The organism is Corynebacterium sp. Marseille-P3884 (genome assembly GCF_017942225.1).
Taxonomy (GTDB): domain Bacteria; phylum Actinomycetota; class Actinomycetes; order Mycobacteriales; family Mycobacteriaceae; genus Corynebacterium.
Genome location: NZ_JAGKSD010000018.1, coordinates 12,261 through 35,577 on the forward strand (window position 1 = coordinate 12,261; position 23,317 = coordinate 35,577).

Here is a 23,317-nt window from a genome sequence, read left to right on the forward strand (position 1 = left end):
ACTTTCTGCTTCTTGCTCACTTGTTGCGGACCACCACCACGAACGGGCCGAATTGCTCGACCGTCCAGTCGTCGGAATCGAATGCCTTCGGGTTGAAGAACAACGCCTCGTAGTGGACATTCGGCTGACTGGGGAAGATGTCGTGGGCGATGTGGGTCTTCCACGGTTCGTCCGGGTCGTCCTCGCTGCCGCGCAGCAGGAAGACGTCGGGTGCGCGCCAGCGGTTGTTCGTCTCATCGACAGCGGCGGTGAAGGCAGCGGGATCCGACAGCTCGCCAAACGAGCCGCGGGCCCACGACGCGATGTGTTCGTTGCGGGCGTCGAATTCGCCGAGCGGATTCGCATAGTGGCTGGTGAAGGCGTTGAACCCGTGGTACGGGTGGTAGGCCATGAAGTTGATCTCGTCGGTGAACATCACGGTGTCGGCGGGGGTGTAACCCTGCTGCTGGATGAAGTCGTGGATCTGGATGTAGTAGCGCCCCACATCGGATTCGCGCAGGTCGGCGCGCTCACCATTGCCGTCGGTGCCGGTGTAGGCCTCGTCGATGAAGCTCTCGTTCTCGTCCGGAATCTGTTGGACATAGGCCAGCGTTCCGGCGCCGAGCAGAACGACGAAGACAGCCGTGACAATGCGGTTGCCACGCTCGCCGAGCCTATCCGGGTAGAGCAAGTCCACGCCGACGAGTCGCAGGTCCGCGATCGCGAAAATGCCGGCCGTGGACAACAGCAGCGCGATGAGCACCTCCACGCGGAAGCCGAGCAGGGTCGTGCCGGTCAACGCGACGACCATGGAACCGAAGACCCAGGCGTAGCAGACGCTCACCGCCGTGGCGAGGTAGGTGATCTCCGGTTCACGGAAGCGCACGATGATGTAGATGAGACCGATCAGGCTCAATGCGCCGATAGCGGTCAACGAGAAGAACGGCAGCGGGATCGTGGTGCCCTCAGACGGCAGGAAGTGCTGCGCGGTCGACTTCACAGCCTCCGGGCTGCGGATCAGCCCCAGCAGATACGGAGCCCACGCCACCAGGGCGATCGCGATGGAACCGAAGCCGATCACGGCCAGCTGCCGCACCGGCACCCACCAGCGCTGCCAGCTGGGGCCGGAGGCGATGGCGGTGGCGGTGAAGGTGGTCATCATCAGCGCCAGGATGCCGGTGAAAAGGGTGTAGAAGCAGGCGGAAATGCCCAGATACACCATCAGCCCGATCGTGGAGGCCCACGAGCCGCGCATTGCGCGGAAGCCCATCACGGCGGCGGCGGGAACGCCCATGGCCACGACGGCGGCGTACGGCTCGTCCGGCACCATCGTCAGGCAGATTGCCGTGGTGGTGATAGCGATGCACGTGGCGATCGGCAAAGACCCGAGCAGTTTGCGCCACACCGGCACCAGGGCGGAACCGGCAGCGGCGATGGAGACCAGAGCCCACGGCTGGTACACCTCCCAGCCAGGCATGCCGAGCAGGTTCGATAGGCGCCCGCCGAGCCAGAACCACCCGAGCGGGTAGAACGACGGCAGGTCCACGTAGTTCATGTCCTGGTTCGTGGCGGTCTCCGCCATGCGCGTCAAAAACTGGGTGCGGAAGCCCTGGTCGACCTGGATGCCGTCGAGGTACAGCTTTGTCGCGGAAAGCGGAATGCCGAGCGCGGATACGACGAGGCCGGAGGGGGCGAGGGTGCACACGATCTCCGTCAGCACCGTGCGCCAGCGGGGTCGCGGGTCCTCGCCGTCACGCAACCACAGCCAGATCAGCACACCGACGGCGACGACGACCAAAAGGGAGCACGCCGTCGCAAGCGCGCGGGTGACCATGGAGACGTTGAACGCCGCGAGCGACACCGAGTGCAGCACGTACCAGCAGGCCAGCGTGAAAACGGCGCCGCCGAGCAGGGCGCAGACAAAACGCACCAGGGCGGCTGGCGTCGATAAGCCGTCTGGTGCGTACGCGGAAACGCGCCTGCGCTCCGCAATTGTCGATCCTGACTGCCGTTCGCGCTGCTCGGTGAGGTGCTCTGTCATACCTGACAGTCTCCCACAGCGCGGGGCAGTTCCCGGTATTAGAAGCTCAAGCGGCGCATGATCGGCGCCGGGATGTGCTGCAGCACGAGCGAGATCGGCCCGAAGAGCTTGTGCACGAACACGTTCGGCTTGCCAGCAAGCGCGGCGTTCACAGCAGCTTTCGCCACATCTTGCTTATCGACGGTCAACGGCGCCTCATCCAGCCCCTGCGTCATCTTCGTGCGGACCTGACCCGGACGGACGACGGTGACCGTCACACCTGAATCGCGCAGCGCTTCGCCGAGCTGGGTGTAAAAGCCGTCCATGCCCGCTTTGGTCGCGCCGTAGACGAAATTCGAGCGGCGCACCTTCATGCCCGCCACCGAGCTCATCGCGATGATGCGGCCGTGGCCCTGCTCCTTGAGCTTCTGGCCCAGCAGCACGCCCACCGAGACCGGAGCGGTGAAGTTCGTCTGCGCGGAGGCGACCGCCGCCTCCTGGTTCTGCCAGAGTTCTTCCTGGTCGCCCAGGGTGCCGAATGCCACGATGGCCACGTCCACGTCGCCGTGCGCGAAGGCCTCCTCGATGACGGCCGGGTGGGACGCGGTGTCGAAAGCGTCGAAGTCGATCACGCGCACCTCGCCGGCGCCGTGGCTGGTGACCTCTTCCACGGCGGCGTCGATACGCGGGCTGTTCTTGCGTGCCGCGAGCGTGACTGTCGGGGAGCCGCCGCGCGATGCGATCTCGTCGACAATCGCGAGACCGATCTCGCTCGTGCCGCCGAGAAGAAGAATGTTCTGTGCCTGTCCAACTGCGTTGAGCATTGTGTTTCCTCTTTTTCTTCAGGTAGGGCGGGGCTAGGAGAGTTCCAAGCGGCGGGACATATCGGAGGCGAAGACCCCGGTCGGGTCGATGGCGCGGCGGGTGTGAAGCCAACTGTCCATCTCCGGGTACATCTTGTGGAAATTCTCGGCGGAGGTGCGGGACTCCTTAGCCAGGTAGAGGCGTCCGCCGAATTCCATGACCTGCTCATCGAGGCGGTCGAGGAAGGCATGCAGGCCGTCGCGGATCGGGAAGTCCACGCACACATTCCAGCCGCGCATCGGGTAGGACAGCGGCGCACGGTTGCCCTCGCCGAACAGCTTGAACACGTTCAGCGCGGTGTAGTGGCCCGACGACTGGATGTCGTAGATGATCTGCTTGAACGGCTCGACCGCGTCCGTGGGCACCACGAACTGGTACTGCAGGAAGCCTGCCTTGCCGTAGCCGCGGTTCCACTCCGCGATCATGTCGAGCGGCTGGTAGAACTGCGTCAGGTTCAAAATATCGTTCTGGCTGGGCGAACCCATCATGTAGTACGCCTCGCCGATCGCCGACAGCGTCAGCTTGTTCATGGTCCAGGACGGGAAGATGTCAGGTACCGTCATCAGCTGCGGGGCGGAGAATTTCAGCGGGTTCTTCGCCAGCTTCGGTGCGTACTCTTCCAGCTGCGCGAGCGTTGCCAGCGAGCCGCGGGAGATCGTGGAGCGGCCGGTCTTCGGCGGCGCCGAGATCGCGTCGAACCATGCCGAAGAGTAGGTGTAGCCCTCCTCCTGGCCGTGGGAGTGCTCCTCGATCGTCTCGTCGAGAGTCGTGGTGCGCACCGTGTCGGAGATGAAGTAGGCGGTCTCCGTGAAGGTCATTTGGATGCGTGCGCGCAAGATGATGCCGGTCAGGCCCATGCCGCCGACCGTCGCCCAGAACAGGGAGCCGTCCGGGTCGTCCGTGGAGCCCTCCGGCTCCAGGTGCAGCACGCGGCCGTCGGCGACGAGCAGCTCCATGGACAGGACATGGTTGCCGAAGGAGCCGGCGGAGTGGTGGTTCTTGCCGTGAATATCCGGGCCGATCGCACCGCCGATGGTGACCTGGCGGGTGCCCGGCAGAACCGGAACCCACAGGCCGTACGGCAGTGCCGCCTTCATCAGCTGGTCGAGGGTCACGCCCGAGTCGACGTCGACAATGCCCGTGGACGGGTCAATGTCGTGGATCTTGTTCAGCGCCTGGATGTCGACGACCAAGCCGCCGCCGTTTTGCGCCGGGTCACCGTAGGAGCGGCCCATGCCGCGCGCGATGACGCCGCGGCGACGGTTCACCGGCAGCGTCGCGTTGTCCTCGGCGACCTGGCGGACTGCTTCCTTGATCACATCCACATCCGGCGTGGACAGGACGTGAGCGGTGGACGGGGCGGTGCGGCCCCAGCCGTAGAGCGATTTCGTGGTGGTGTGAAGTTCCATCTCTTCCATCCCCATAGGTTGTGGTTGCCCATTTGGGCACTGGGGGCCAGCCTACTCCCGGAACTTCGGGTGCCCGGGGGTCAAAATGCCTCGAGGAGGGGGACAGCGAGAAGAATCACAGCTCCATGATCTCGCGGATCCGCTCCGGCAGATCCTCCTGGCTCGTGATCGTCGGCTTGCCCGATTGCTGGTATTCGCGCAGTTCTTCGTAGACGATGCCGCGGCTCGTGCTATCTAAAAGCGGCAGTTCCTGCGCCACCAAACGGGTCATGAAATCATCCAGCGGCAGGTCGGTGAGCTGGGCGGCGATGTGCGGGGAATCATCATGATTGACCATGTGAGCCATCTTACGGCGGGCTTTCACCCCGGTAGGATGGCGGCATGACGGAGCAGACAAAGCAGCAGACAGTCCAGGAGCAGACAGGCGAGGAGCGCATCGACTACAACGCCCTGGACAACACCACCGGCGGCCGGTTGATCCAGGCCGCGTTCGCGGTCGCGTTCACGGCGGTGCCGGACTACGTGCGTTCGACTCCGGGACGCGTGGCGGCCTGGGTGGGCATCGCTGCGGCGTTCGGCGGCACGGTCGCCGCGTTCAACGCCTTCGACGAGGACCCGCGCAATGACCTCACCGCGCGCGTGGAGAACACGCCCGAGACGGGCAGCCCGGCCAAGACATGGGGCCTTCTCCTCGGCGGTCTCGCACTGCTCGTCGGCAGTACGCGCCTGAGCATCGCGGTACAGAGCAAGCTTGCCGACGCCCTGCGCCGCCGCGGCGCAAAGCGCCCGAACACGGTGCTCGGCCTCATCGGCGGCGCCCTAATTTTCGCTGGCTCGGAGGCCGAGGCTCGCGCCACTGCACGTTAATCGGCACTAGGGTGGGGCTTATGCCGAGTACGTTGTATCGACCGCGACGCCGCCAGCAGGTGGCGTCTGTCGTCGACCTCGACGCAGCTCGCGCCCGCCTCCGCGGCGTCCGTCGCAGCCGCACGTTGCTCGTGCGTTGTGGCACATCGCTTGCCGACGAAGAGATCATCCGCCACATCGGCCTTTGCTCCGACAGTTCTCTCGAGGATGTCCAGCGCGCCCTCCACATCGCTTTCGCGGTGCCGGGGGACACGCCCACCCCGAGCCGCTTCACCCTCGCCCCTGCTGATTCCGGCCGGCTCGAACTTACCGCCACCCTCGGCGAATTCCTGCGCGACGGTGGCGACGAATTGTTCTTCCACTGGGGCTTGTGGTGCTTCAGGCTGACCCTGCTCGATACCTATCCCCGCGACACCGCCACTCCGCGTGCACTCTGTGTCGCCGGTGCCGGTGATTTCGCGGGCTCGCCTTTCGACGTTTCCGCCATCAACGCCCAGCTCCTCGGCCCGTTGGCTGTCGAGAACGTGATGGCTAGTGTCCGCCCCGAGGTCGTCGATGTCGTCTCACGCTCCAAAGCGATGGATTTCATCCCGCTGCTCCAGGCCCTCGACCTGTCACGGCCCGCATACCTCACCCCCTCCGTCGACGACATCCTGCAGACACTGCCGCGCGAGAAAACCCCCCAAGCCCGCGACGCCTTTTGGTGCACGCTCCTCGCCCTGTCTTGCCTTGTCGACGACGCCACCACCGATGACGTCACCGAATCCGCCATGGCGGCCCTTGGCTGGACCGCCGCCGACGGCAGTCCTTTGTGCGCCAGCCAGATCCAGCAACTCTGCGCTGGCTCCCTGGTGCGACTCGCATCCGTGGGGGGATATGGGGCGGGGGGAAGGTCGGCCGTCGATAAGCTTGATCTTTATCGCGCACTGCTTCGGGTAAAGTAATCCGGCGTGTCATCCAAGGTTGAAGTGAGCCGGCCCGCGAACGCGAAGAAACAGCTGGTCAGGTTCCTCGCTGTCGGCGTATTCTGCGCCATGCTCGATTTCGGGCTGACGTATACGCTCACCCACGTTGTCGGCTACGACCGCCTCGTGGCCAAAGTCTTCGGCTGGTGCCTGGGCACGCTCGTCGCGTACCTGCTGAACTCCAAGTACACCTTCCAGGCGAAAATCACAGGTAAACGCGCGCTCGCCGTGTTCATCCTTTACGCCTCTACCCTCGGCGTGCAATGGGTGCTCTACGCCGTGACCAATGCTCCGCTGCGCGCCCTCGGTCTCGTTGATCCGTGGAAGGATGCCGTCTCGTTCGTCATCGCTCAAGGCGTGGCCACCATCACCAATTTCGTGCTTCAGCGCGTGCTCATCTTCCGCGAGCCCTCGCGCGTCGTCATCGAGGAGGAGCCGCGGTAGCCCGCGGTTTAGGGGCGCTGGAAGTCTTCCTGCGCGCCCATGCGCAATAGCTTCAGCCACTCCCTGAATTCCTGCGGGCTGCGGCGCTGAACGAGGAAGAACCACCCGAAACGCACCAGCTCCTGCAGCTTCATTTTCTGCATTCCGCGCTGATTGATGATGTACCCGCGGTTGCGGTAGGTGAAATAGCGCTTCGTGTCGTTGTCCGGCCACTGCGCGTGTGCGCGTCCGCCCATGATCGGGTGGAATTCCGCCGACCCGTCCGGATGCAGATACGCCGTGGTCAGCGCCGTTCCGTACTTCAAGCCCGACTGCGCCAGCCGACGGTGGTACTCCACCTCGTCGCCGCGGATGAACAGGCGGTAATCCGGCACTCCGATCCGTTCCATCGCTTTCGCACTGATCAGCGCGCCGTTGAACAAGCTCGCGTACTGGGGCAGGAAATCCCCCTCCAGCTCATCGCGGCGGCGGTGCCACGTCAGGCCTTGTCTTAGCGGAAAAGCGAGGCGGTTCGGGTCGTCGATATTGCACACCACCGGTGAGACCTCTGCGAGCTGCTCCCGTTGAGCGACTGCGTACAAGGTCTCTAGGACGTTCGCGTCCGCCGGACGGCCGTCGTCGTCCGCGCACCAGATCGCGTCCGCCCCCAACGCCAGTGCGTGCAGGAAGCCGTACGCGAAACCGCCCGCGCCGCCGAGGTTTGTCCGCGACGGCAGGTAAACGGCTTTCTCGCCTGCCATTTCATTGACCAGGTCCTGGACTTCAGATTCGCAGCCGTTGTCGACCACGACCACCCAGTTCACCGGGTGCGTCTGGTTCACGACCTGCTCCAAAGAGTGCCGCAGCAGCTCCACCCGCTTATGCGTCACGATCACCGCAGCCGTCGTGCCCTGCGGATTCAGCGTTGCATCGGCGTTGGCTTCGGCGTTGTCGCGGGAGCTTCCAGCGGGGGAATTCATGCGCCCCATTCTGCCACGCGGCACGGCTCACACCAGACACGGAACCACCGTGCAGTTCGGGGAAGTCTAACCGTGTATGAACTCGAAGAAACCCACACCTATTCGCAAGACCGTCGCCCTGCGCAACAACATGGATGTCACAGGACTGGTCCATACCTTCCTGCGGGCCGATGGTGTTGGAACCCCAGTCTCACGACAATACTTCACTACTGACCCGGTGTTACTCCCTTTAGAACTCGCAGGTAAAACCTCGCTGTTTCATCCGCGCAAGATTGTTTATCGGGTGCCAGCGGCTGCTCGTGCAGTGGCAATGGCACTAGAACGCCCAGATCATTCGGTAGGGGGAATGAGCGCTTTGGCGATCTACGGCCTCCGGTATTTCGTTGATTCCTGCGATACCGCGCTATACGGCCCAGTTGCCAAAACGGAATTTGGTTCTGTGTATGCGCCAACGGTCTTTCGGGCTTCGGACCGCGAACTATGGGTCGTGAGATATCAGGGCCACAAAATCCGGATATCTACCCCGTACGATGCCTTGACCGAGGCGCTGAAGCATCTTCGTCAAGGCATCAATGCATGGGAAGCTCACTCAATCGCTGGGGTCGATCCGGGCACTGTTCGCGCGATTCAGCTTGTCGACGCCTGCCGTCGCAGGTTCGACCTCGATCCCCTCCAGATTGAACAGGCCGGTAAGCAGCGCCTAGCTCAGAGGTGGCTGCGGAAAGTCCTCCGGCTGTCCAGTGATGGTTCTGATTCACCGAAAGAAACGGAGATGCGCTTGCTGTGCTCTGCCGTCTGCCAAGCTCATCGCTTGGAATTGAAAGAGCAGGTGGCGCTCATTGATGACGGGAAGATCTTGACGGTTTTTGACCTCGCTTTACCTGAGTTGAAGATCGGGATCATGTACGACGGTGAGGATCATTTGAGTAGACAACGTCGGAATCGGGATTCGCGGATCAACATGCGAGCCGCGATTTTTGGATGGACAGTGTTAAGGGTGAGCAAGGAAACACTAGGGGCGGTGGGCAAGGCCCTTGATGAGTTGATCCGCAGGCGCTCTTGAAAAAATCGACACGCCAAAATCCGGCGTCTAATAAAAACGCAGGTCATGGCGTTGCCAGGAATCGTTGGCTTGCGGGGGATGTCGATTTTTTCAAGGACGCATTCCGTTCACAGACTGGGAGGTCCACCAGCTGCGTTTGTCTACCGTTAGACCTCTTCATCGTCCTCCTCGTCGAAGCGGGTGAGAAGGTCGCGGACGTAGTCTCCGGCTTCGGGGCCTTCGTAGTCTTCGACGACTTCGTCGACGAGACCGGCTTGCTTGATCTCGCCCTTGTCCACCCAGAGGGCGGTGTTGCAGAGCTGGGCCAAAAAGTCATTCGAGTGGCTAGCAAACACCAGGATGCCCGAACGCTTGACCAGTTCGGCGAGGCGGACGCGGGCTTTGGCCATGAAGGCGGCGTCGACGGCGCCGATGCCTTCGTCGAGAAGAAGAATCTCAGGCTCAATGGATGTCACGACACCGAGGGCGAGGCGCACGCGCATGCCCGTGGAGTAGGTGCGCAGGGGCATGGAGAGGTAGTCGCCGAGTTCGGAGAATTCAGCGATCTCGTCCATCTTGTCTTTCATCTGCTTGCGGGTCTGGCCGAGGAAGAGTCCGCGGATGATGATGTTTTCGTAGCCGGAGATCTCCGGGTCCATGCCGACGCCGAGGTCGAACACCGGTGCTACCCGGCCGCGGACATCGGCGACGCCGCGGGTGGGTTCATAAATACCGCTGAGCAACCGAAGCAGCGTGGATTTACCTGCGCCGTTGTGGCCGACCAGTCCCACGCGGTCGCCTTCGCGCAGGTGCAGGTTGATGTCTTTGAGCGCCTCGACAACGACGGTATTGGAGTCGTTCTTCCCGATGGCGCCGCCGGCCGACGACATGACCGCTTTCTTCAGGGAGCGGGACTTGGCGTCGAAGATGGGGAAGTCGACGCAGGCGTTGTAGGTGTCAATGGAAACCATGGTGAACTCCTTGATCTACACCCAGTACGGGACGCGGAAGCGCCATTGGCGCATGGCGATCATGGCGAGGAACAAACCGATGACGGTGCCGGCCAGCACGATGCCCCAGTGGGAGGCGGCCACGGGTTCGCCGATGAGCGGGGCGCGGACGACTTCGAGGTAGTGGTAGAGCGGGTTGAGCTCGACGATGCGTGCGCGCTGGGCGACCTCGCCGCCCTGTTCGCGCAGGGTCTTGGCGGTCCAGACGATCGGGGTGACGTAGAACAGCAGCTGGACCAGAGCTTCGAGCAGGGGAGCGACGTCGCGGAAGCGGGTGGCGATGATGCCGAAGAGCATGGTCACCCACACGCCGTTGATGACCATGAGGGCCAGGGCCGGGATGAACAGGAACACGTTCCAGCCCAACGGAATGCGGAACACCAGCACGAGGATCAGCCAGATCACCATGTTGTGGGCGAAGAACAGCAGTTGGCGCCACACCAGGCGGTAGACGTGCACGGATAGAGCCGAAGGGAGCTGTTTGATCAAGCCTTCGTTCTCGATGAAGACGTTCGCGCCGTCCTTGATGCAGCCGGAGATGAACCCCCAGACGATGAAGCCGACGGTGACGTGCGGGAGGAATTCGCGCACGGAAATCTGGAACAGCATGGAGTACAGAAGACCGAGCGCCAAGGACATGACACCGGTGGCGATGGTGATCCACAGTGGTCCGAGTGTCGATCGGCGGTAGCGCTGTTTGATGTCCTGCCAGCCGAGTTGGAGCCAGAGCTCGTGTTGGCCCCAGCCGCGTGCGAGGTCGGAGGCGGCAGCGCCCAGGGTGGTGGACGTGGACGGTGGGGTGTGGTCGTGGGCCGCCGAGGTCATGCGGGAGACGTCGGCAAGCAGCTGTTCGTTGTCCTGCACTTGTCCCACCCTAGTGCCCTGCACGGGCCAAGTTGTGCAGGCATACTTGTTGCTTGTGGCGTGGGTGGTGTTCAATAGCCACACACTGTGATTTCGTCCGGGAAGGGAGCGTCGGCGTGGCGTACGATGTGGCCAGCGTGCGCGGGCTTTATACCTCGCTTTCGGATGGTTGGACATATTTGAATGCGCATGATTGCCCGCAGGTGCCGGAGCGTGTGTCGGCGGCGGTGTCGCGGTCGTTCAGGATGGCCACGGCGGTGGCGGCCCCGGAGGTCAATGCCGGGTCGCATTCGCGTCAGGCGTTGGGGCGTCCGGAGGGGGAGATGTTCGTGGCGTCGGCACGCCATGCGGTCGCGGATCTCGTGGGGGCGTCGGCGGAGCGTGTGGTGCTGGGCCCGAGTTTGCCTGTGCTCTATGCGTCGTTGGTGACGGGGATGAAGCCGTTATTCCGGCATGGTTCGTCGCTGGTGACCAGTCCGCTCGACAGGCCGGAGATTACCGCGGCTGTGCGCCGCGCGCCGGCCAAGGTCCGCACGGCTCACGCGGATTTGGGTACGGGCGAGCTTCCTGCGTGGCAATACGCAGAGCTTATCGACGGCTCAACTCGCCTCGTCTCCCTCCCCGCCGCCCATGCGACGCTGGGAACGGTGGCTCCTGTTTCCGCGATTGTCGATCAGGTGCGGGAACGCTCTCGCGCCTGGGTTGTCGTAGACGCCTCTTCTTATGTGCCGTACCACGGGATCGATTTCGATGAGTGGGGTGCCGATGTCGTCGGCATCGATCTCGGTGCGTTGGGCGGGCCGCACATGGCTGCGCTCGTGGTGCGCGATACCGCGATGTTCAAGCGGATGGAATCGCTCAGCGGTGATGAGCGTGTCACGGGCGCGGAGAAGCTGCAGCTCGATGTTTCGCCGGGTCTCGCCGGCGGTGCGACCGCGCTCGTCGACCACCTGGCGGACCTCGTGCCTGCTCAGGGAGGGCGCGCCACGCGCCGGGCGCGCTTGACGCGGTCGATGGGGCAGATGACCGCCTACTTGGACGGGCTGCGCGATGATTTGTACACGTTCCTGGGCACCCTGCCCGCCGTCCACATTCTCGGTGTGACGGGCGAAGCCGCCTCCGAGGCAAGCACCGACCGCACCCCGCGCCTTTCCTTCGGTGTCCGGGGCGTGCCCGCGGCGACGGTGTACGAGCGGCTCTTCGACAACGGCATCGTCACCACGCTGACCACGCCGGATCAGGCGACACCCCTGCTCACCGAGATGGGCATCGAAGAAATGGGAGGCGCAGTCACCGTCGGCCTGGGCCCGTTCAACACAGAGGCCGACGTGGAGCAGCTGATCCGCGTCGTGGCGTCACTGGCATAGAAGGCAGGCATTCCGCCGTTGGCAGAGCCCGCCGTGCCGTGTTGTAAAGTGGGTGAGTCGCAATTGCTTTGCGACGAAGGAGACGTGGCAGAGCGGCCGAATGCACTGGTCTTGAAAACCAGCGAGGGTCACACCTCCGGGGGTTCAAATCCCCCCGTCTCCGCAGGTACAACTACAGGTGGCGGGAAATCTCCTCCGCCATGAACCGCGAGCCAGCCGGCGTCGGGTGCAGGCCCATATTGTGCTGTGCGTGGGGGTCGATGACGCCGGCGACCCAGCGCTGGGAGTCCCGTGCGCAGGTGCTGTGGTGGCGCGACGGGTGCATCATTTCCACGTAGGTTGCGCCGGAGGCGGCGGCTGCTGCGCGCTGGTGGCCGCGGTTGGTGTGCTCGATCTGGTGCAGGGTGGGCATCGGCACGCCGAGCGGTGCATCGGGCACCACGTTGATGAAGCACAGGCTGTTGAGGCGGTCCGGTTCGGTGACGGACAGAGAGCCACTGAGGAGAATCTTGGCGTTCGGTGCGGCAGCGCGTGCCTTGGAGACGCCTCGGCGGATGTTGTTGATGTAGTCGCTGCGCATCTTGGCGGCGTTGAACGGCTGCGCGCCGCGCTGGATGCCGTAGGGGCCGAAGTCGTTGATGCCGACGGCGATGACGATTGCGCGGGTGCCGCGGTGAATGTCTCCGGCGGCGATGGCCTTGTCGATCTTGCCGGGGATGACGTGCGAGGACTCCGCGGTGCAGGAATAGTCCGAGATGGGTGCGCGGGCGATCGAACCGAGCTGGCGGGGCCAGTTATTGGGGGCTTGCAGGCAGCCGAGGCGGCTGGGGTAGGTGCCCCACACGAAGTGGTGGACGTCGGGAATCGGAACCTTCTTCAAGGTGTTGCGGAGCTCGTCGGGGTTAGAGGTGTAGGAATCACCGAAGGTGACGATGTTGCCGTTCGGCGCGGAATTCGCTTCGGGAACGCCAGCGCCGACGGCGCCGATGCCTGCCGCTGCCAGCGCAGCCGTGGTAAGGAGGCGGGTCAGGCCCAAGCGTCGGGGTGCGCGGCGGGTACGGGAGGCAGACATGGAAACTCGTTTCTTCATTTGGGGGAGGCGGGAGAACGCAACTGGTCGAATCAATAGTCACATCCGACACATGCGTCACACTATGCTAACTGATTCGCGGAGAAACTGACAGCTTGCGCTCAATAAACTTGGAGTCAGCCACATTACTGAGCGCAGCGAGGCAGAAAAAATCCCGCTTCCACGAAGGAAACGGGATGACGGAGGAAGTGCTTGGGGGCCGAGTTTTAGTTCTTGGACTTGTCGCGGGACAGGCCGGTGGCCTTGAATACTGCCTCGACGATCCAGCTCGCGATCGCCATGACGATCGCGCCGAAGAATGCCGCCCAGAAGCCGCTGAGCTGCAGGCCGCTGCCGAGCCCGTCGGAGATCCAACCGACGATGGAGAACAGCAGGGTGTTCACCAGCAGGGAGAACAGGCCCAAGGTGACGATCTTCAGCGGGATGCTGATCAGGTTCACAACTGGGGAGATGAAGGCATTGACGAACATGAACACCAGCGCGACCCAAATGAACGCGCCGACGCCCCCCATGACCTCAACGCCGGGCACGATCAGGGTGACCAGCCACAGGGCGACCGCGGTCATGACGACATCGATGAGGAAACGCATGATTGATTCTCCTAATTGCTGGGTTGACTAATGCTCAAAAAGCTCGTGGATGATGTGGAATTGGCGGTCGCCGGGGACGTCGATAAGCGCGTTTTGTGCTTTTCGACGCGCGGGGCCGCTCTTTGCCGCAACCACACGCACCGCGTCGAGGCCGATCGGGCGACGCGTCTCGACGGTCGCGCTCGCGTCGCTGGCGTAGGAAAGCTGCTGCGGATCGAGTGCGGTGTCGATGTCGATGCCCGCTTCGCCGACCGGGACACCGAGCAGGAGAGTGTCCTCGGTGAGCTGCGGGATTGCTCGCGGAGTCAGATAAAAAGTAGTGCCGAGCGTGGTGTCCGCGGTGAAGTCTGCGGATGGAACCGGAGCCCATGCGATCCATGAGGAGATGTTGTCCAGGGTCGGCGTAGCGCCGTCACCCGCGGCGAAACCAGTGTTGAGAGAGTAATTCAGCTTCATGCCCGCAATCCTAGTGATTTCTATATTTCGGCATCATTTCGTTGTTGAATGAATCGCTTTCCATGCCGAGAGGAATTCTTCAGCTTCATCACGGTTCGTCACCGTGACGCGCAGGCCCTCGGGGAAGGCGCGGACAAGGATTCCACGGGTTGCCAACTGGCGGGCGAGAGCAGCGGAGTCCACATCCGGCAGCCACACGAAATTGGCCTGGGAACGCAGGGCGCCAATGCCGTCGGCGACCTCGTCGCGTGCCTCGATGGTGTCCTCGACGCGGGCGAGGAGCTCCTCGGAATGCTGCAGTGACGCGATCGCGCCGGCTTGCGCGATAGCGCTGACCTGGAAAGGAACCCCCATCTTGTCCAGCGCCTCGATCAGGTCAGGGGCGCCGAATGCGTAGCCGACGCGGGTGCCAGCCAGGCCGTAGGCCTTGGAGAAGGTGCGCAAGCAGACCAGGTTCGGATAGTCGCGGAATACGCTAGTGCCCTCGACTGCGTCTGGATCTCGGTTGTACTCCACATACGCCTCATCCAGCGCCAAGGTCACATGCTCAGGCACGCGGTCCATGAACGCGGCGAACTCGGAGCGGGTGATCACCTGGCCACTCGGATTGTTGGGGGAGCAGAGGAAGACCAGGGAGGTGGAATCGTCGATAAGCGAAAGCATGCGCTCGAGGTCGTGCTTGCCGTTGGAAAGCAGCGGGACCGGGCGTGCCTGTGTGCCCACGACCTGGCAAAAGATCGGGTACGCCTCGAAGCTGCGCCACGGGAAGATCACGTTGTTTTCCGGTGTCGACGTCGCTTGCACGAGCTGCTGGCACAGCGCGGACGAACCGCAGCCGACCGTGACATTCTCCGGCTCGACACCCAGGTGGCGGGCGAGCGCACGGCGCAATGACACCGCACCCATGTCCGGGTACCTGTTCGCTCCGCGCGCCGCGGCGACCATCGCGTCGACCGCTGACGGCAACGGTCCCTGCGGGGCCTCATTCGAGGACAGCTTGAGCGCGTCCGGGTCGCTCTTGCCCGGGACGTAGGACGGAATGTCGGCGAGGTCACGGCGAATCATGCTTTAAGAGTCTATTCCCACGCGCACCCAAATTTTTTGGTCCGGCTGCACCGTTGTGGGTAGTGTGTAACAAGGCTATGGAGATGTGCCAGAGTGGCCGATTGGGGCTCCCTGCTAAGGAGTTGACCTTTCACGAGGTCCGCAGGTTCAAATCCTGTCATCTCCGCCATGCGCCCGTAGCTCAACGGATAGAGCATCTGACTACGGATCAGAAGGTTGGGGGTTCGAATCCCTCCGGGCGCACCACTTATTTTTGCCGGTCAGAGGCTTCTCTGGCCGGTTTTTGCGTCTTGCGGTGAGTGTTCCTGCGCGGTGAAGTAGATTCGGTGGGCGGATAACGCCCGCGGTGAAGAAAAGAGGACGCCATGGCCACGACGCAGGAGCGTGATGCTTTGCGCGAGCTAGAAAAGCTCGTGGAAACGCGGTTGCGCGGTGACCGAGCCGAAGAGATTTCGGGTCTGCTCGCAGAGGCGACATTGAGTGAGATCATCCGGCTCATCGAGCATTCGCCGATCAAGCGCGGTGCCGTACTCTTCCGCCTTCTACCGCCGGAGCGCGCGGGTGCCGTATTCGATGCGCTCGATCCGCGACACCAGGCGGATATGGTGCACGCGCTGGGCAGTGACAGCGTCGGCGAGTTCTTTGAGGACATGGGCGCGGAAGACCGCGTCATGCTTCTCGACGAGCTCCCCGGGTCCGTCGCCGAGCGCCTCCTCAAAGAGCTGGGCGAAAAGGACAAAGAGAATACTGACGCGGTCCTGGGATACGAGAAGGGCACTGTCGGCCGCGTGATGTCCCCGGAGATCCCAGAGATCTACGGGTCGATGACGGCGCACGAGGTGCGTGAGCTGCTGCGCCAACAGCACGAGGACCTGGAGACTCTGTACACCCTGCCGGTGATCGACCGGGACCGGCAGCTGACCGGCATCGTGAAGATGCGCCGGCTCTTCCTCGCTGACGGTGATACGCAGATAGCGGAATTGCTGGAGGAATCGCCGTCCGTGGTCGCCACCGCGAATGCGGAGGAGACTGCCCGCTGGTTCCTTCCGTTGGCGCTGCTTGCACTGCCTGTGGTGGATTCCGGCAACCGCCTGGTGGGCATCTTCACCTTCGACGAGGCACAGCATGTCGTGGAGAGCGAGGACTCCGAGGACAGCGCGCGTCAGGGTGGTTCTGAGGCCCTCAAACAGCCGTATCTGTCCACCCCGCTGACCAACCTAGTGAAGTCGCGCATCGTGTGGCTTCTCGTGCTCGCGGTCTCCGCGATTCTCACCGTCCAGGTCCTCGACGTCTTCGAGGAGAAGATGGAGCAGGCCGTGGTGCTCTCCTTGTTCATTCCGTTGCTCACAGGCACAGGCGGCAACACGGGCAACCAGGCGGCGACGACAGTGACGAGGGCATTGGCGCTTGGCGACGTCAAGAAATCCGACGTCCTCAAAGTCATGTGGCGTGAAGTCCGAGTGGGCTTGATGCTCGGCGCTGTCCTCGGCACATTGGGCTTTACCCTGGCTACCTTGGTCTACGGGCTGGACATGGGCATGGTGATCGGCCTGACCCTGTTGTCCATCTGCACCATGTCGGCAACGGTGGGTGGCGCTATGCCGATCGTGGCAAAGACAGTCGGCGCGGATCCGGCAGTGTTTTCTAACCCCTTCATCTCCACCTTCTGCGATGCGACGGGCTTGATCATCTACTTCCTCGTCGCGACGTCCATTCTCGGCTTATAACGCTCCGGTGACCAGCGGATTTTGCCTGCTGTTCACCGTGGTGTACCGTTACATCTCGTTGCAAAACACGCGCCCGTAGCTCAACGGATAGAGCATCTGACTACGGATCAGAAGGTTGGGGGTTCGAATCCCTCCGGGCGCACGCTTCACATAAAGCCCGTGACCTGGCAGCTACGCCAGATCGCGGGCTTTTCTGCTTTCCGTGCACCCTCGTTTAGAACACGTCGATGCGCCCGCCGAGCGACTCGGTCTGACGGAGGGCTTTGACCCAGCCGTGCGCGCCGAGCTGGATGCGCATGACGGGGCGGGAGGAGATCTTGATCGGCGAGACCGACTCGGCGCGGGCGCCCTTGCGCGCACCCATGCGGGTGACGGCGCGGTAGCCGGCGCCGACGAGCTGCTCCAAGTCGGGCTCGGGCGCGGCCAGCGAAGAGCGGGCATCCTGCAGCAGCGGGATGATCTCGTCCAAGGTCTTCACCACGGCATCGGCGTTGGTCTCGCACATCGCGCGCACCAGTTCGGGCTCGGTGCCAGCAACACGGGTTGCGCCGCGGAACGAGCCGGCAGCCAGGGACTGGGCGAGGGTGCCGCCGCGGTCGCCGACGACGGCGAGTGCTTCAGCCAGCACGTGCGGCAGATGGGAGACGCGGGCGACTGCCTCGTCATGCTTCTCCACCGACACGGGGACTGCTTCAGCGCTGCACACGCGTGCGAGCTCGCAGACCTGGCCGAAGATGTCCACCCAGTCCGCGGGGACACGACGTCCGGCATCTTCGCATTCCTTGGCGTAGTCGTAGGTGATCGCCCAGGCGGCGCGGGTGAACAGGCCGGCGCGGGAGGCGCCCCAACCGGAGTCCTCGGTGCCGGACATCGGGTGGCCGCCGACGTAACGTTCGCGCATGCCGCGGGCGCGCACCAGCTCGTCGACAGGCTTTTTCACACTGACCACGTCGGTGATGCCGCAATTTGGCGCGTACATCGCGATCGAATCGAGGACGTCCTCCACCGCGTGCATGGGCACGGCGATAACGATGAGCGCGTGGTCGGAGGACGCACGGGAGAGCACGCGGGACAGGTCGTCGGAGACGTCGAAGCCTTCGCGCGCGGCGTCGCGCATGCCGGAGCGGGAGTGCGTGTAGCCGTAGACCGGCACCCCTGCGGCATCTAAGTCGCGCATGATTGATCCGCCGATGAGCCCCAGCCCGATAATGCAGGTCGTGGGCAGGGTACGCCGCCCTCCGACGCGTGCGTTGGACCCCTGGTTGCCTGACATACCGTGTTGCTCGTTCACGCTGACAAGCTTTCCACAACGCGAGTAGTCTGACTAGGCATGAACGACGGACATGCGGAAGCTGGCTCAGGCGACGGGTACGACAGCGCCTTCGAGGACGGCTACGCGGTCACTGTGGCCAGGCGCGACGGGGAGTGGGTCGTCGCGGAATTCGACGACGATTTCGAGAATCTAGATACGTCCATCAACGCGGTGCGCGGTCTCCGCAGCGAAGGTGCGGCGTTCGCGCTCCTCAATGTCGAAGAGGCGTACCTCGTCATCGTGCGTCCCGGCCCGTCGCGCACGCGCGTGCTCATCTCGGACGCGACAATGGCGGTCGACGATGATTTCGCGGCCGAAGTGCTCGACACCGCGGGCATTGAGATCCCGGACATCGACCCGGATGAGCTGGACAATATCGACGGCTGGGCCGACGGCGACTTCAAGATTCTCGAGGATATCGGTTTCAGCGAGGAGCTCATGAGCGTGCTTATCGACGACTCCGATGACGACCCCTCCGACATCATCGACCGAATCGCTGACGAGCTCGGCTTCATCGACGAGCTCGACCGGGCGCTGAATTAGCCCCGTCATGAGCCAGCTGGAGCAACGCGCCGAACAACGGATGCGCCGCGCCATCGAGGTCGCCCGCACCACACCAGCAGCGGACATACCGGTCGGCGCGGTGATTTATGGGCCGGACGGCACCGAAATCGCCACCGGGACGAACCGCCGCGAGACAGATCAGGATCCGGTCGGGCACGCGGAGGTCGTCGCCACGCGAGCAGCCGCGCGCGCCCTGGGCACCTGGCGGCTCGACGGTTGCGAGCTCGTGGTCACGCTTGAACCGTGCACGATGTGCGCGGGCGCGATCCTCGGCGCGCGCATGAAAAGCGTGGTCTTCGGCGCGTACGAGCCCAAGACGGGAGCCGTGGGATCGCTTATCGACGTCCTCCGCGACCCGCCCCACCTCCACACCGTCGAGGTGCGCGGTGGCGTCCTCGAGGCTGAAACCGCTGCGCTGATGACTGGGTTTTTCGACCGTTTGCGCTGATCAGTAGTTCGCGCCGTGGATTGACATGGAATCGTTACCCAACCGTCACCTTGATTTCTCTAGCATGGGCCGAGTAAGCGAAATCAACTTAGAAGGAGAAAGATCATGGCTGATCTCAACGGCAAGCTGGACCAGGTCAAGGGCGACGCTAAGGAAGCTCTGGGCAACGTCACCGACAACGACGCTCTGAAGAACGAGGGCAAGGCTGACCAGCTCACCGGCGGCGTCAAGGACAAGCTGAACGAGGCTGGCGACAAGATCAAGGACAAGGCCAACGAGGTCGCTGGCAAGATCCAGGATTCCCGCGACGAGAACTAAACCGTCGCTTGAGCCGAGTGCCTAGGAATTTGGTTCACCGGCGACGCTACCGCTACTCTGTTCTGCGGTAGCGTGTCCGAGCGGCCGAAGGTACTCGCCTCGAAAGCGAGTGAGGGTAAAACCTCCGCGGGTTCAAATCCCGCCGCTACCGCCATTTTCAAGAAGTTCGTGGTGTGGGTAGAATTCGGCGAAATATCGCCGTTTTTCATCTCCACACCACGAATTTTTTGTTTCTAGGAAAGGGATCCCAGTGGCGAAGTTCCTCTACCGGCTAGGCAAATGGTCCTTCCTCAATAAGTGGAAGGTCATCGTGGCGTGGTTGCTGCTCTTCGCTGCTGGCGCTGCGGGCGCCGCGACCCTGTCGAAGCCGCTGTCGTCGGACTTCCAGATCACGGGCACCCCGGCGATCGACGCTCTCGAATCGCTCGGCGAGAATTTCCCCGGAATCAGCGACCCTGTCCAAGCGCCCTCGGTGAACTTGGTCTTCAAGGCACCGGACGGGCAACGCCTCGACGACCCGGCGAATATGGCTGCGATCGACGAGACCGTGGCCTATATAGAGGACAACCTGCCGGAGATGGGCGGCAAAGACCGCTTCGGCAATCCCGTCACCGTGTCTAACGCGCAGACAGAGCAGATCATCTCCCAGATGACGGACATGGGTCTGCCTGAAGAACGTGCCAAGGCCGATGCCGATAATGTCCGCCTCTTGTCCGAAGACGCGCGAATCGGCTACACCACCTTCGAATTCGGCGCGGAGACCTCTATGCAGGTCACAGATGAGGAGCGCGCCGTGGTCAACGAGGCGCTCGACCTCGGCCGTTCGAAGGGCCTGCAGGTCGAGGCCGGTGGGCCGGGCTTCGGCGATCCCATCGAGATCAAGACGACCAGTGAGATCATCGGCATCGGCGTGGCTTTCGTGGTCATGCTGGTCACCTTCGGTTCACTCGTTGCCGCGGGCATGCCGGTGATCACCGCCGTGGTCGGCGTGGGCTTGGGCACCTTCCTCATTCTCATGGCCACGCGGTTCACGGAGCTCAACGAGGTCACCCCGGTCATGGCCGTGATGATCGGCCTGGCCGTGGGTATCGACTACGCGTTGTTCATCCTCTCCCGCTACAAGCAGGAGCGTGAGCGCCTCCCCGGCCCGGAAGCGGCCGGTCTGGCTGTCGGCACGGCTGGCTCATCTGTGCTTTTCGCTGGCATGACGGTGTTCACCGCCCTGGTCGCGCTGGTGCTGGCGCGCATCGAGTTCCTCTCCTGGATGGGTTTGTCGGCCGCGGCCACCGTGGCCATCGCAGTGCTGGTCGCGATCACGTTGCTGCCAGCCCTGATGGGCCTGCTCGGCGATAAAATCTTCGGCGGAAAGATCCCCGGTGTGGCTGGCAACCCCGGTCCCGGCGACCGTCTTGCGAAAGACTTGGATTCCCGCTCGCTCGGCCGCGCCTGGGTGAACACCGTGCGCCGAGTCCCGGCGCTGGTCATGGCCGTCGTTGTCGTCCTGCTCGGCGTGTGCTCGCTGCCGGTGCTGCAGATGGAAATGTCCCTGCCTTCGGACTCCAACGGTGATACCGACACCACCCAGCGCAAGTCCGCCGACCTCATGGCCGAAGGCTTCGGTGCAGGTGTCAATGCACCATTCCTGCTCGTCGTCGATGCCCACGACGTCAATCCGGAGTCGCAGGCACTCGCCCCGTACATGAAGTCGATCCCGGATGAGGCGGTGGAGGGCGCAGGGGACGTCGATAAGCAAAAAGCTGCGCTGTCCTCCTTCATGTACGCGATGGAACGCGCTGGCACCGTGACCGGTGTGCGTCACGCGCAGCTCGTCGGCGTCAACGACGACATGACCGCTGCGCAGATCCTGGCCACGCCGGTGACGGGGCCCGACGACCAGTTCACCGTCGACACCGCGCACGCCCTGCGGGAAATGGACGCCGAGATCGAAGACGCCACCGGTACCGATGTGGGCCTGACTGGCTTTACCGCCGTGCAGATGGACATCACTGAGGAACTCGCCGGCGCGATGCCCCTCTACCTCGGAATCGTGGTGGGCTTGGCGATCCTGCTGCTCATCATCGTCTTCCGCTCGATCCTCGTGCCGCTTGTCGCGGGCCTCGGCTTCCTGCTGTCCGTCGGCGCGGCCTTCGGTGCGACGGTGCTGGTTTTCCAGGAAGGGTTCACGGGTCTAGTGAACACCCCGGGGCCGATCCTGTCCTTCCTGCCGATCCTGCTGATCGGCGTCACCTTCGGTCTGGCCATGGATTACCAGGTCTTCCTGGTCACCCGCATGCGCGAGCAGTACACGCGCCTGCGCCGCCCCAGCGACGATCCGGAAGCCGTCCTCGACGCTGTCGAAGAATCCACCGTCGAAGGCTTCGTCCGCGGCGCGCGCGTGGTCACTGCCGCCGCCATCATCATGATCGCCGTCTTCGTCGCGTTCATCGATCAGCCGCTGCCGTTCATCAAGATTTTCGGTTTCGCGCTCGGCGCGGCCGTGCTTTTCGACGCCTTCTTCGTCCGCATGGCCCTCGTCCCCGCCACCATGTTCATCCTGGGCACCACCACCTGGTGGATGCCGAAATGGCTCGACCGCATCTTGCCCAACCTCGACATCGAAGGCGAGGAACTAGAGCGCGAATTTGAGCGCCAGTTTGAAAAGGAGCACGTCAACGCATGACCGACACCCCTCATAAGGCCGATCTCAGCTTCGAGGTAGGCAGCCGCCTCGAGGAGGCCCCGGGCCGCCATGGCCGTACCGGCGTGATCCATACTCCGCACGGTCCGATCCAGACGCCCGCATTCATCCCGGTGGCCACCAAGGCGACCGTGAAAACCCTGACCCCGGAGCAGATCCGCCAGACGGGCGCGCAGGCCATCCTGTCGAATGCCTACCACCTCTATCTTCAGCCCGGCCCCGACATCGTGGACGAGGCCGGGGGAGTGGCCGCCTTCGAGAACTGGCACGGCCCCACCTACACCGACTCCGGCGGATTCCAGGTCATGAGCCTGGGCGTCGGGTTCAAGAAGGTCCTGGCCATGGACGTCGCCGGGCTCACCGACGAGGACATCCGCGCCGCCAACAAGGACCGGATGGCGCGTGTCGACGACGACGGTGTCGACTTCAAGTCCTTCATCGACGGCTCCTCCCACCGCTTCACACCGGAGGTGTCCATGCAGATCCAGCACCAGCTCGGTGCCGACATCATGTTCGCCTTCGACGAACTGACCACGCTCGTGGACACCCGCGCCTACCAGGAGCATTCCGTCGAGCGCACCCGCCAGTGGGCACGACGCTGCCTGCTCGAGCACGAACGCCTCACCCAAACCCGCCACGACAAGCCTCTACAGTCTCTTTGGGGAGTGGTGCAGGGCGCCCAGTACGAGGACCTGCGTCGCCAAGCCACCCACGGCCTGATCGCCCTGGACGAGGAAGCCCGCGCCGAGGGGCGTCGCGGTTTCGGCGGCTACGGCATCGGCGGTGCCCTGGAGAAAGAGAACCTGGGCACCATCGTCGGCTGGGTCACCGACGAGCTGCCGGAGGACAAGCCCCGGCACCTGCTGGGTATTTCCGAGCCCGACGACCTATTCACCGCCATCGAAGCCGGTGCCGACACCTTCGACTGCGTCGCCCCGACCCGCCTCGGTCGCCGCGGCGGCGTGTACACCCTGGACGGCCGTATGAACCTCATGGCCGCACGCTTCCGCCGCGACTTCACCGGTGTGGACGAGGAATTCGGCGGCTACGTTTCCGAGAACTACTCCCGCGCCTATATCCACCACCTGCTGCGCGCGAAGGAATTCCTCGCCGGCACCCTGTGCACCCTGCACAACCTCGAGTTCATGGTGCGCCTGGTGGACAATATCCGCGCCGCGATCGACGCTGGCGACTACGAGGCTTACCGCGACGAGTTCCTCGGCCGCTATTACGCGGGGCGGTGAAATATCCTAGGATGT

The 23,317-nt window shown here is 63.5% G+C and carries 23 protein-coding genes and 5 tRNA genes; 16 read left to right on the forward strand and 12 right to left on the reverse strand.

The genetic code is table 11. The features are described from left to right. Window positions 1–16: 16 nt before the first annotated feature. From J5Y21_RS10055 to J5Y21_RS10070, 4 genes are all read right to left on the reverse strand, one after another. Window positions 17–2,020: a galactan 5-O-arabinofuranosyltransferase gene (locus J5Y21_RS10055; RefSeq protein WP_210575212.1), complete on the reverse strand. Its 2,004-nt coding sequence runs from the start codon at window positions 2,018–2,020 to the stop codon at window positions 17–19. Window positions 2,021–2,058: 38 nt separating this feature from the next. Then, window positions 2,059–2,823, reverse strand: coding sequence for a decaprenylphospho-beta-D-erythro-pentofuranosid-2-ulose 2-reductase (locus tag J5Y21_RS10060; protein WP_210575214.1), 765 nt, complete (start codon window positions 2,821–2,823; stop codon window positions 2,059–2,061). A gap of 33 nt (window positions 2,824–2,856) precedes the next feature. Further along, window positions 2,857–4,272, reverse strand: a complete 1,416-nt coding sequence (locus J5Y21_RS10065) for an FAD-binding oxidoreductase (RefSeq protein ID WP_210575216.1) — start codon at window positions 4,270–4,272, stop codon at window positions 2,857–2,859. A gap of 115 nt (window positions 4,273–4,387) precedes the next feature. After that, a complete protein-coding gene (locus tag J5Y21_RS10070) occupies window positions 4,388–4,609 on the reverse strand; it encodes a hypothetical protein (RefSeq protein WP_246875156.1) in 222 nt (73 codons plus the stop codon). 44 nt (window positions 4,610–4,653) lie between these two features. Between J5Y21_RS10070 and J5Y21_RS10075 the strand changes: the two genes are divergently transcribed. From J5Y21_RS10075 to J5Y21_RS10085, 3 genes are read left to right on the forward strand one after another with little or no spacing between them, the layout of a single operon-like run. Next, window positions 4,654–5,139 carry a hypothetical protein gene (locus tag J5Y21_RS10075; RefSeq protein WP_210575218.1) on the forward strand — a complete coding sequence of 162 codons (486 nt, stop codon included), beginning with the start codon at window positions 4,654–4,656 and terminating at the stop codon, window positions 5,137–5,139. Between the two features lie 20 nt (window positions 5,140–5,159). Beyond that, window positions 5,160–6,083, forward strand: a complete 924-nt coding sequence (locus J5Y21_RS10080; RefSeq protein WP_210575220.1) for a hypothetical protein — start codon at window positions 5,160–5,162, stop codon at window positions 6,081–6,083. Between the two features lie 6 nt (window positions 6,084–6,089). Beyond that, window positions 6,090–6,548: a GtrA family protein gene (locus J5Y21_RS10085; protein ID WP_210575222.1), complete on the forward strand. Its 459-nt coding sequence runs from the start codon at window positions 6,090–6,092 to the stop codon at window positions 6,546–6,548. Window positions 6,549–6,556: 8 nt separating this feature from the next. On the opposite strand, the gene J5Y21_RS10090 is transcribed toward J5Y21_RS10085, so the two are convergent. Then, window positions 6,557–7,507 carry a glycosyltransferase family 2 protein gene (locus J5Y21_RS10090; RefSeq protein WP_210575224.1) on the reverse strand — a complete coding sequence of 317 codons (951 nt, stop codon included), beginning with the start codon at window positions 7,505–7,507 and terminating at the stop codon, window positions 6,557–6,559. A 76-nt stretch (window positions 7,508–7,583) separates the two neighbouring features. Here J5Y21_RS10090 and J5Y21_RS10095 point away from each other — a divergent pair, with 76 nt between their 5' ends. After that, window positions 7,584–8,570 carry a hypothetical protein gene (locus J5Y21_RS10095; protein WP_210575226.1) on the forward strand — a complete coding sequence of 329 codons (987 nt, stop codon included), beginning with the start codon at window positions 7,584–7,586 and terminating at the stop codon, window positions 8,568–8,570. A 146-nt stretch (window positions 8,571–8,716) separates the two neighbouring features. On the opposite strand, the gene J5Y21_RS10100 is transcribed toward J5Y21_RS10095, so the two are convergent. Further along, window positions 8,717–9,520 (reverse strand): ABC transporter ATP-binding protein, encoded by an 804-nt coding sequence (locus J5Y21_RS10100; RefSeq protein WP_210575228.1) that lies wholly within the window; start codon window positions 9,518–9,520, stop codon window positions 8,717–8,719. Between the two features lie 15 nt (window positions 9,521–9,535). Further along, window positions 9,536–10,384: an ABC transporter permease gene (locus tag J5Y21_RS10105; protein WP_210575324.1), complete on the reverse strand. Its 849-nt coding sequence runs from the start codon at window positions 10,382–10,384 to the stop codon at window positions 9,536–9,538. A 155-nt stretch (window positions 10,385–10,539) separates the two neighbouring features. Here J5Y21_RS10105 and J5Y21_RS10110 point away from each other — a divergent pair, with 155 nt between their 5' ends. Together J5Y21_RS10110 and J5Y21_RS10115 are read left to right on the forward strand one after the other, a co-directional pair. Next, window positions 10,540–11,790 (forward strand): aminotransferase class V-fold PLP-dependent enzyme, encoded by a 1,251-nt coding sequence (locus J5Y21_RS10110; protein WP_210575229.1) that lies wholly within the window; start codon window positions 10,540–10,542, stop codon window positions 11,788–11,790. 78 nt (window positions 11,791–11,868) lie between these two features. Beyond that, window positions 11,869–11,953 (forward strand) — tRNA-Ser (locus J5Y21_RS10115). A gap of 9 nt (window positions 11,954–11,962) precedes the next feature. On the opposite strand, the gene J5Y21_RS10120 is transcribed toward J5Y21_RS10115, so the two are convergent. The 4 genes from J5Y21_RS10120 to hisC form a co-directional block, all read right to left on the reverse strand. After that, entirely contained in the window at window positions 11,963–12,862 is a 900-nt protein-coding gene (locus tag J5Y21_RS10120; RefSeq protein WP_210575231.1) for a GDSL-type esterase/lipase family protein, read from the reverse strand. A 224-nt stretch (window positions 12,863–13,086) separates the two neighbouring features. Then, window positions 13,087–13,470 (reverse strand): phage holin family protein, encoded by a 384-nt coding sequence (locus J5Y21_RS10125; protein ID WP_210575233.1) that lies wholly within the window; start codon window positions 13,468–13,470, stop codon window positions 13,087–13,089. A gap of 27 nt (window positions 13,471–13,497) precedes the next feature. Continuing rightward, a complete protein-coding gene (locus tag J5Y21_RS10130) occupies window positions 13,498–13,926 on the reverse strand; it encodes a hypothetical protein (protein ID WP_210575235.1) in 429 nt (142 codons plus the stop codon). A gap of 33 nt (window positions 13,927–13,959) precedes the next feature. Next, entirely contained in the window at window positions 13,960–14,991 is a 1,032-nt protein-coding gene (gene hisC / locus J5Y21_RS10135; RefSeq protein ID WP_210575237.1) for a histidinol-phosphate transaminase, read from the reverse strand. A gap of 79 nt (window positions 14,992–15,070) precedes the next feature. On the opposite strand from hisC, the gene J5Y21_RS10140 reads away from it, so the two are divergent. The 4 genes from J5Y21_RS10140 (at window position 15,071) to J5Y21_RS10155 (ending at window position 16,860) form a co-directional block, all read left to right on the forward strand. Next, window positions 15,071–15,160 (forward strand) — tRNA-Ser (locus J5Y21_RS10140). A gap of 1 nt (window position 15,161) precedes the next feature. Next, window positions 15,162–15,237, forward strand: a tRNA-Arg gene (locus tag J5Y21_RS10145). A 119-nt stretch (window positions 15,238–15,356) separates the two neighbouring features. Further along, window positions 15,357–16,718: a magnesium transporter gene (gene mgtE / locus J5Y21_RS10150; RefSeq protein WP_210575246.1), complete on the forward strand. Its 1,362-nt coding sequence runs from the start codon at window positions 15,357–15,359 to the stop codon at window positions 16,716–16,718. A 69-nt stretch (window positions 16,719–16,787) separates the two neighbouring features. Beyond that, window positions 16,788–16,860, forward strand: a tRNA-Arg gene (locus J5Y21_RS10155). Window positions 16,861–16,932: 72 nt separating this feature from the next. On the opposite strand, the gene J5Y21_RS10160 is transcribed toward J5Y21_RS10155, so the two are convergent. After that, window positions 16,933–17,991, reverse strand: a complete 1,059-nt coding sequence (locus tag J5Y21_RS10160) for a prephenate dehydrogenase (RefSeq protein ID WP_210575326.1) — start codon at window positions 17,989–17,991, stop codon at window positions 16,933–16,935. Window positions 17,992–18,048: 57 nt separating this feature from the next. Between J5Y21_RS10160 and J5Y21_RS10165 the strand changes: the two genes are divergently transcribed. The 6 genes from J5Y21_RS10165 (at window position 18,049) to tgt (ending at window position 23,302) form a co-directional block, all read left to right on the forward strand. Continuing rightward, window positions 18,049–18,573: a tRNA adenosine deaminase-associated protein gene (locus tag J5Y21_RS10165; RefSeq protein WP_210575248.1), complete on the forward strand. Its 525-nt coding sequence runs from the start codon at window positions 18,049–18,051 to the stop codon at window positions 18,571–18,573. 7 nt (window positions 18,574–18,580) lie between these two features. Further along, a complete protein-coding gene (locus tag J5Y21_RS10170) occupies window positions 18,581–19,042 on the forward strand; it encodes a nucleoside deaminase (protein ID WP_246875158.1) in 462 nt (153 codons plus the stop codon). 105 nt (window positions 19,043–19,147) lie between these two features. Beyond that, the gene (locus tag J5Y21_RS10175; RefSeq protein WP_210575257.1) at window positions 19,148–19,360 is read left to right on the forward strand and encodes a CsbD family protein; all 213 of its coding nucleotides are present in this window, start codon (window positions 19,148–19,150) and stop codon (window positions 19,358–19,360) included. 66 nt (window positions 19,361–19,426) lie between these two features. Then, a tRNA-Ser gene (locus J5Y21_RS10180) sits at window positions 19,427–19,514 on the forward strand. A 96-nt stretch (window positions 19,515–19,610) separates the two neighbouring features. Then, the gene (locus tag J5Y21_RS10185; RefSeq protein WP_210575259.1) at window positions 19,611–22,040 is read left to right on the forward strand and encodes an MMPL family transporter; all 2,430 of its coding nucleotides are present in this window, start codon (window positions 19,611–19,613) and stop codon (window positions 22,038–22,040) included. After that, window positions 22,037–23,302, forward strand: coding sequence for a tRNA guanosine(34) transglycosylase Tgt (gene tgt, locus J5Y21_RS10190; RefSeq protein ID WP_210575261.1), 1,266 nt, complete (start codon window positions 22,037–22,039; stop codon window positions 23,300–23,302). Before J5Y21_RS10185 ends, tgt begins: the two co-directional genes overlap by 4 nt. The last annotated feature ends 15 nt before the right edge of the window (window positions 23,303–23,317 follow it).

Bases quoted from the DNA above. Each gene is read 5' to 3' on its own strand.
- J5Y21_RS10055 (WP_210575212.1), bottom strand. From the start codon at position 2,020: ATGACAGAGCACCTCACCGAGCAGCGCGAACGGCAGTCAGGATCGACA.
- J5Y21_RS10060 (WP_210575214.1), bottom strand. From the start codon at position 2,823: ATGCTCAACGCAGTTGGACAGGCACAGAACATTCTTCTTCTCGGCGGC.
- J5Y21_RS10065 (WP_210575216.1), bottom strand. From the start codon at position 4,272: ATGGAACTTCACACCACCACGAAATCGCTCTACGGCTGGGGCCGCACC.
- J5Y21_RS10070 (WP_246875156.1), bottom strand. From the start codon at position 4,609: ATGGTCAATCATGATGATTCCCCGCACATCGCCGCCCAGCTCACCGAC.
- J5Y21_RS10075 (WP_210575218.1), top strand. From the start codon at position 4,654: ATGACGGAGCAGACAAAGCAGCAGACAGTCCAGGAGCAGACAGGCGAG.
- J5Y21_RS10080 (WP_210575220.1), top strand. From the start codon at position 5,160: ATGCCGAGTACGTTGTATCGACCGCGACGCCGCCAGCAGGTGGCGTCT.
- J5Y21_RS10090 (WP_210575224.1), bottom strand. From the start codon at position 7,507: ATGAATTCCCCCGCTGGAAGCTCCCGCGACAACGCCGAAGCCAACGCC.
- J5Y21_RS10095 (WP_210575226.1), top strand. From the start codon at position 7,584: ATGAACTCGAAGAAACCCACACCTATTCGCAAGACCGTCGCCCTGCGC.
- J5Y21_RS10100 (WP_210575228.1), bottom strand. From the start codon at position 9,520: ATGGTTTCCATTGACACCTACAACGCCTGCGTCGACTTCCCCATCTTC.
- J5Y21_RS10105 (WP_210575324.1), bottom strand. From the start codon at position 10,384: ATGACCTCGGCGGCCCACGACCACACCCCACCGTCCACGTCCACCACC.
- J5Y21_RS10120 (WP_210575231.1), bottom strand. From the start codon at position 12,862: ATGTCTGCCTCCCGTACCCGCCGCGCACCCCGACGCTTGGGCCTGACC.
- J5Y21_RS10125 (WP_210575233.1), bottom strand. From the start codon at position 13,470: ATGCGTTTCCTCATCGATGTCGTCATGACCGCGGTCGCCCTGTGGCTG.
- J5Y21_RS10130 (WP_210575235.1), bottom strand. From the start codon at position 13,926: ATGAAGCTGAATTACTCTCTCAACACTGGTTTCGCCGCGGGTGACGGC.
- hisC (WP_210575237.1), bottom strand. From the start codon at position 14,991: ATGATTCGCCGTGACCTCGCCGACATTCCGTCCTACGTCCCGGGCAAG.
- mgtE (WP_210575246.1), top strand. From the start codon at position 15,357: ATGGCCACGACGCAGGAGCGTGATGCTTTGCGCGAGCTAGAAAAGCTC.
- J5Y21_RS10160 (WP_210575326.1), bottom strand. From the start codon at position 17,991: ATGTCAGGCAACCAGGGGTCCAACGCACGCGTCGGAGGGCGGCGTACC.
- J5Y21_RS10165 (WP_210575248.1), top strand. From the start codon at position 18,049: ATGAACGACGGACATGCGGAAGCTGGCTCAGGCGACGGGTACGACAGC.
- J5Y21_RS10170 (WP_246875158.1), top strand. From the start codon at position 18,581: ATGAGCCAGCTGGAGCAACGCGCCGAACAACGGATGCGCCGCGCCATC.
- J5Y21_RS10175 (WP_210575257.1), top strand. From the start codon at position 19,148: ATGGCTGATCTCAACGGCAAGCTGGACCAGGTCAAGGGCGACGCTAAG.
- tgt (WP_210575261.1), top strand. From the start codon at position 22,037: ATGACCGACACCCCTCATAAGGCCGATCTCAGCTTCGAGGTAGGCAGC.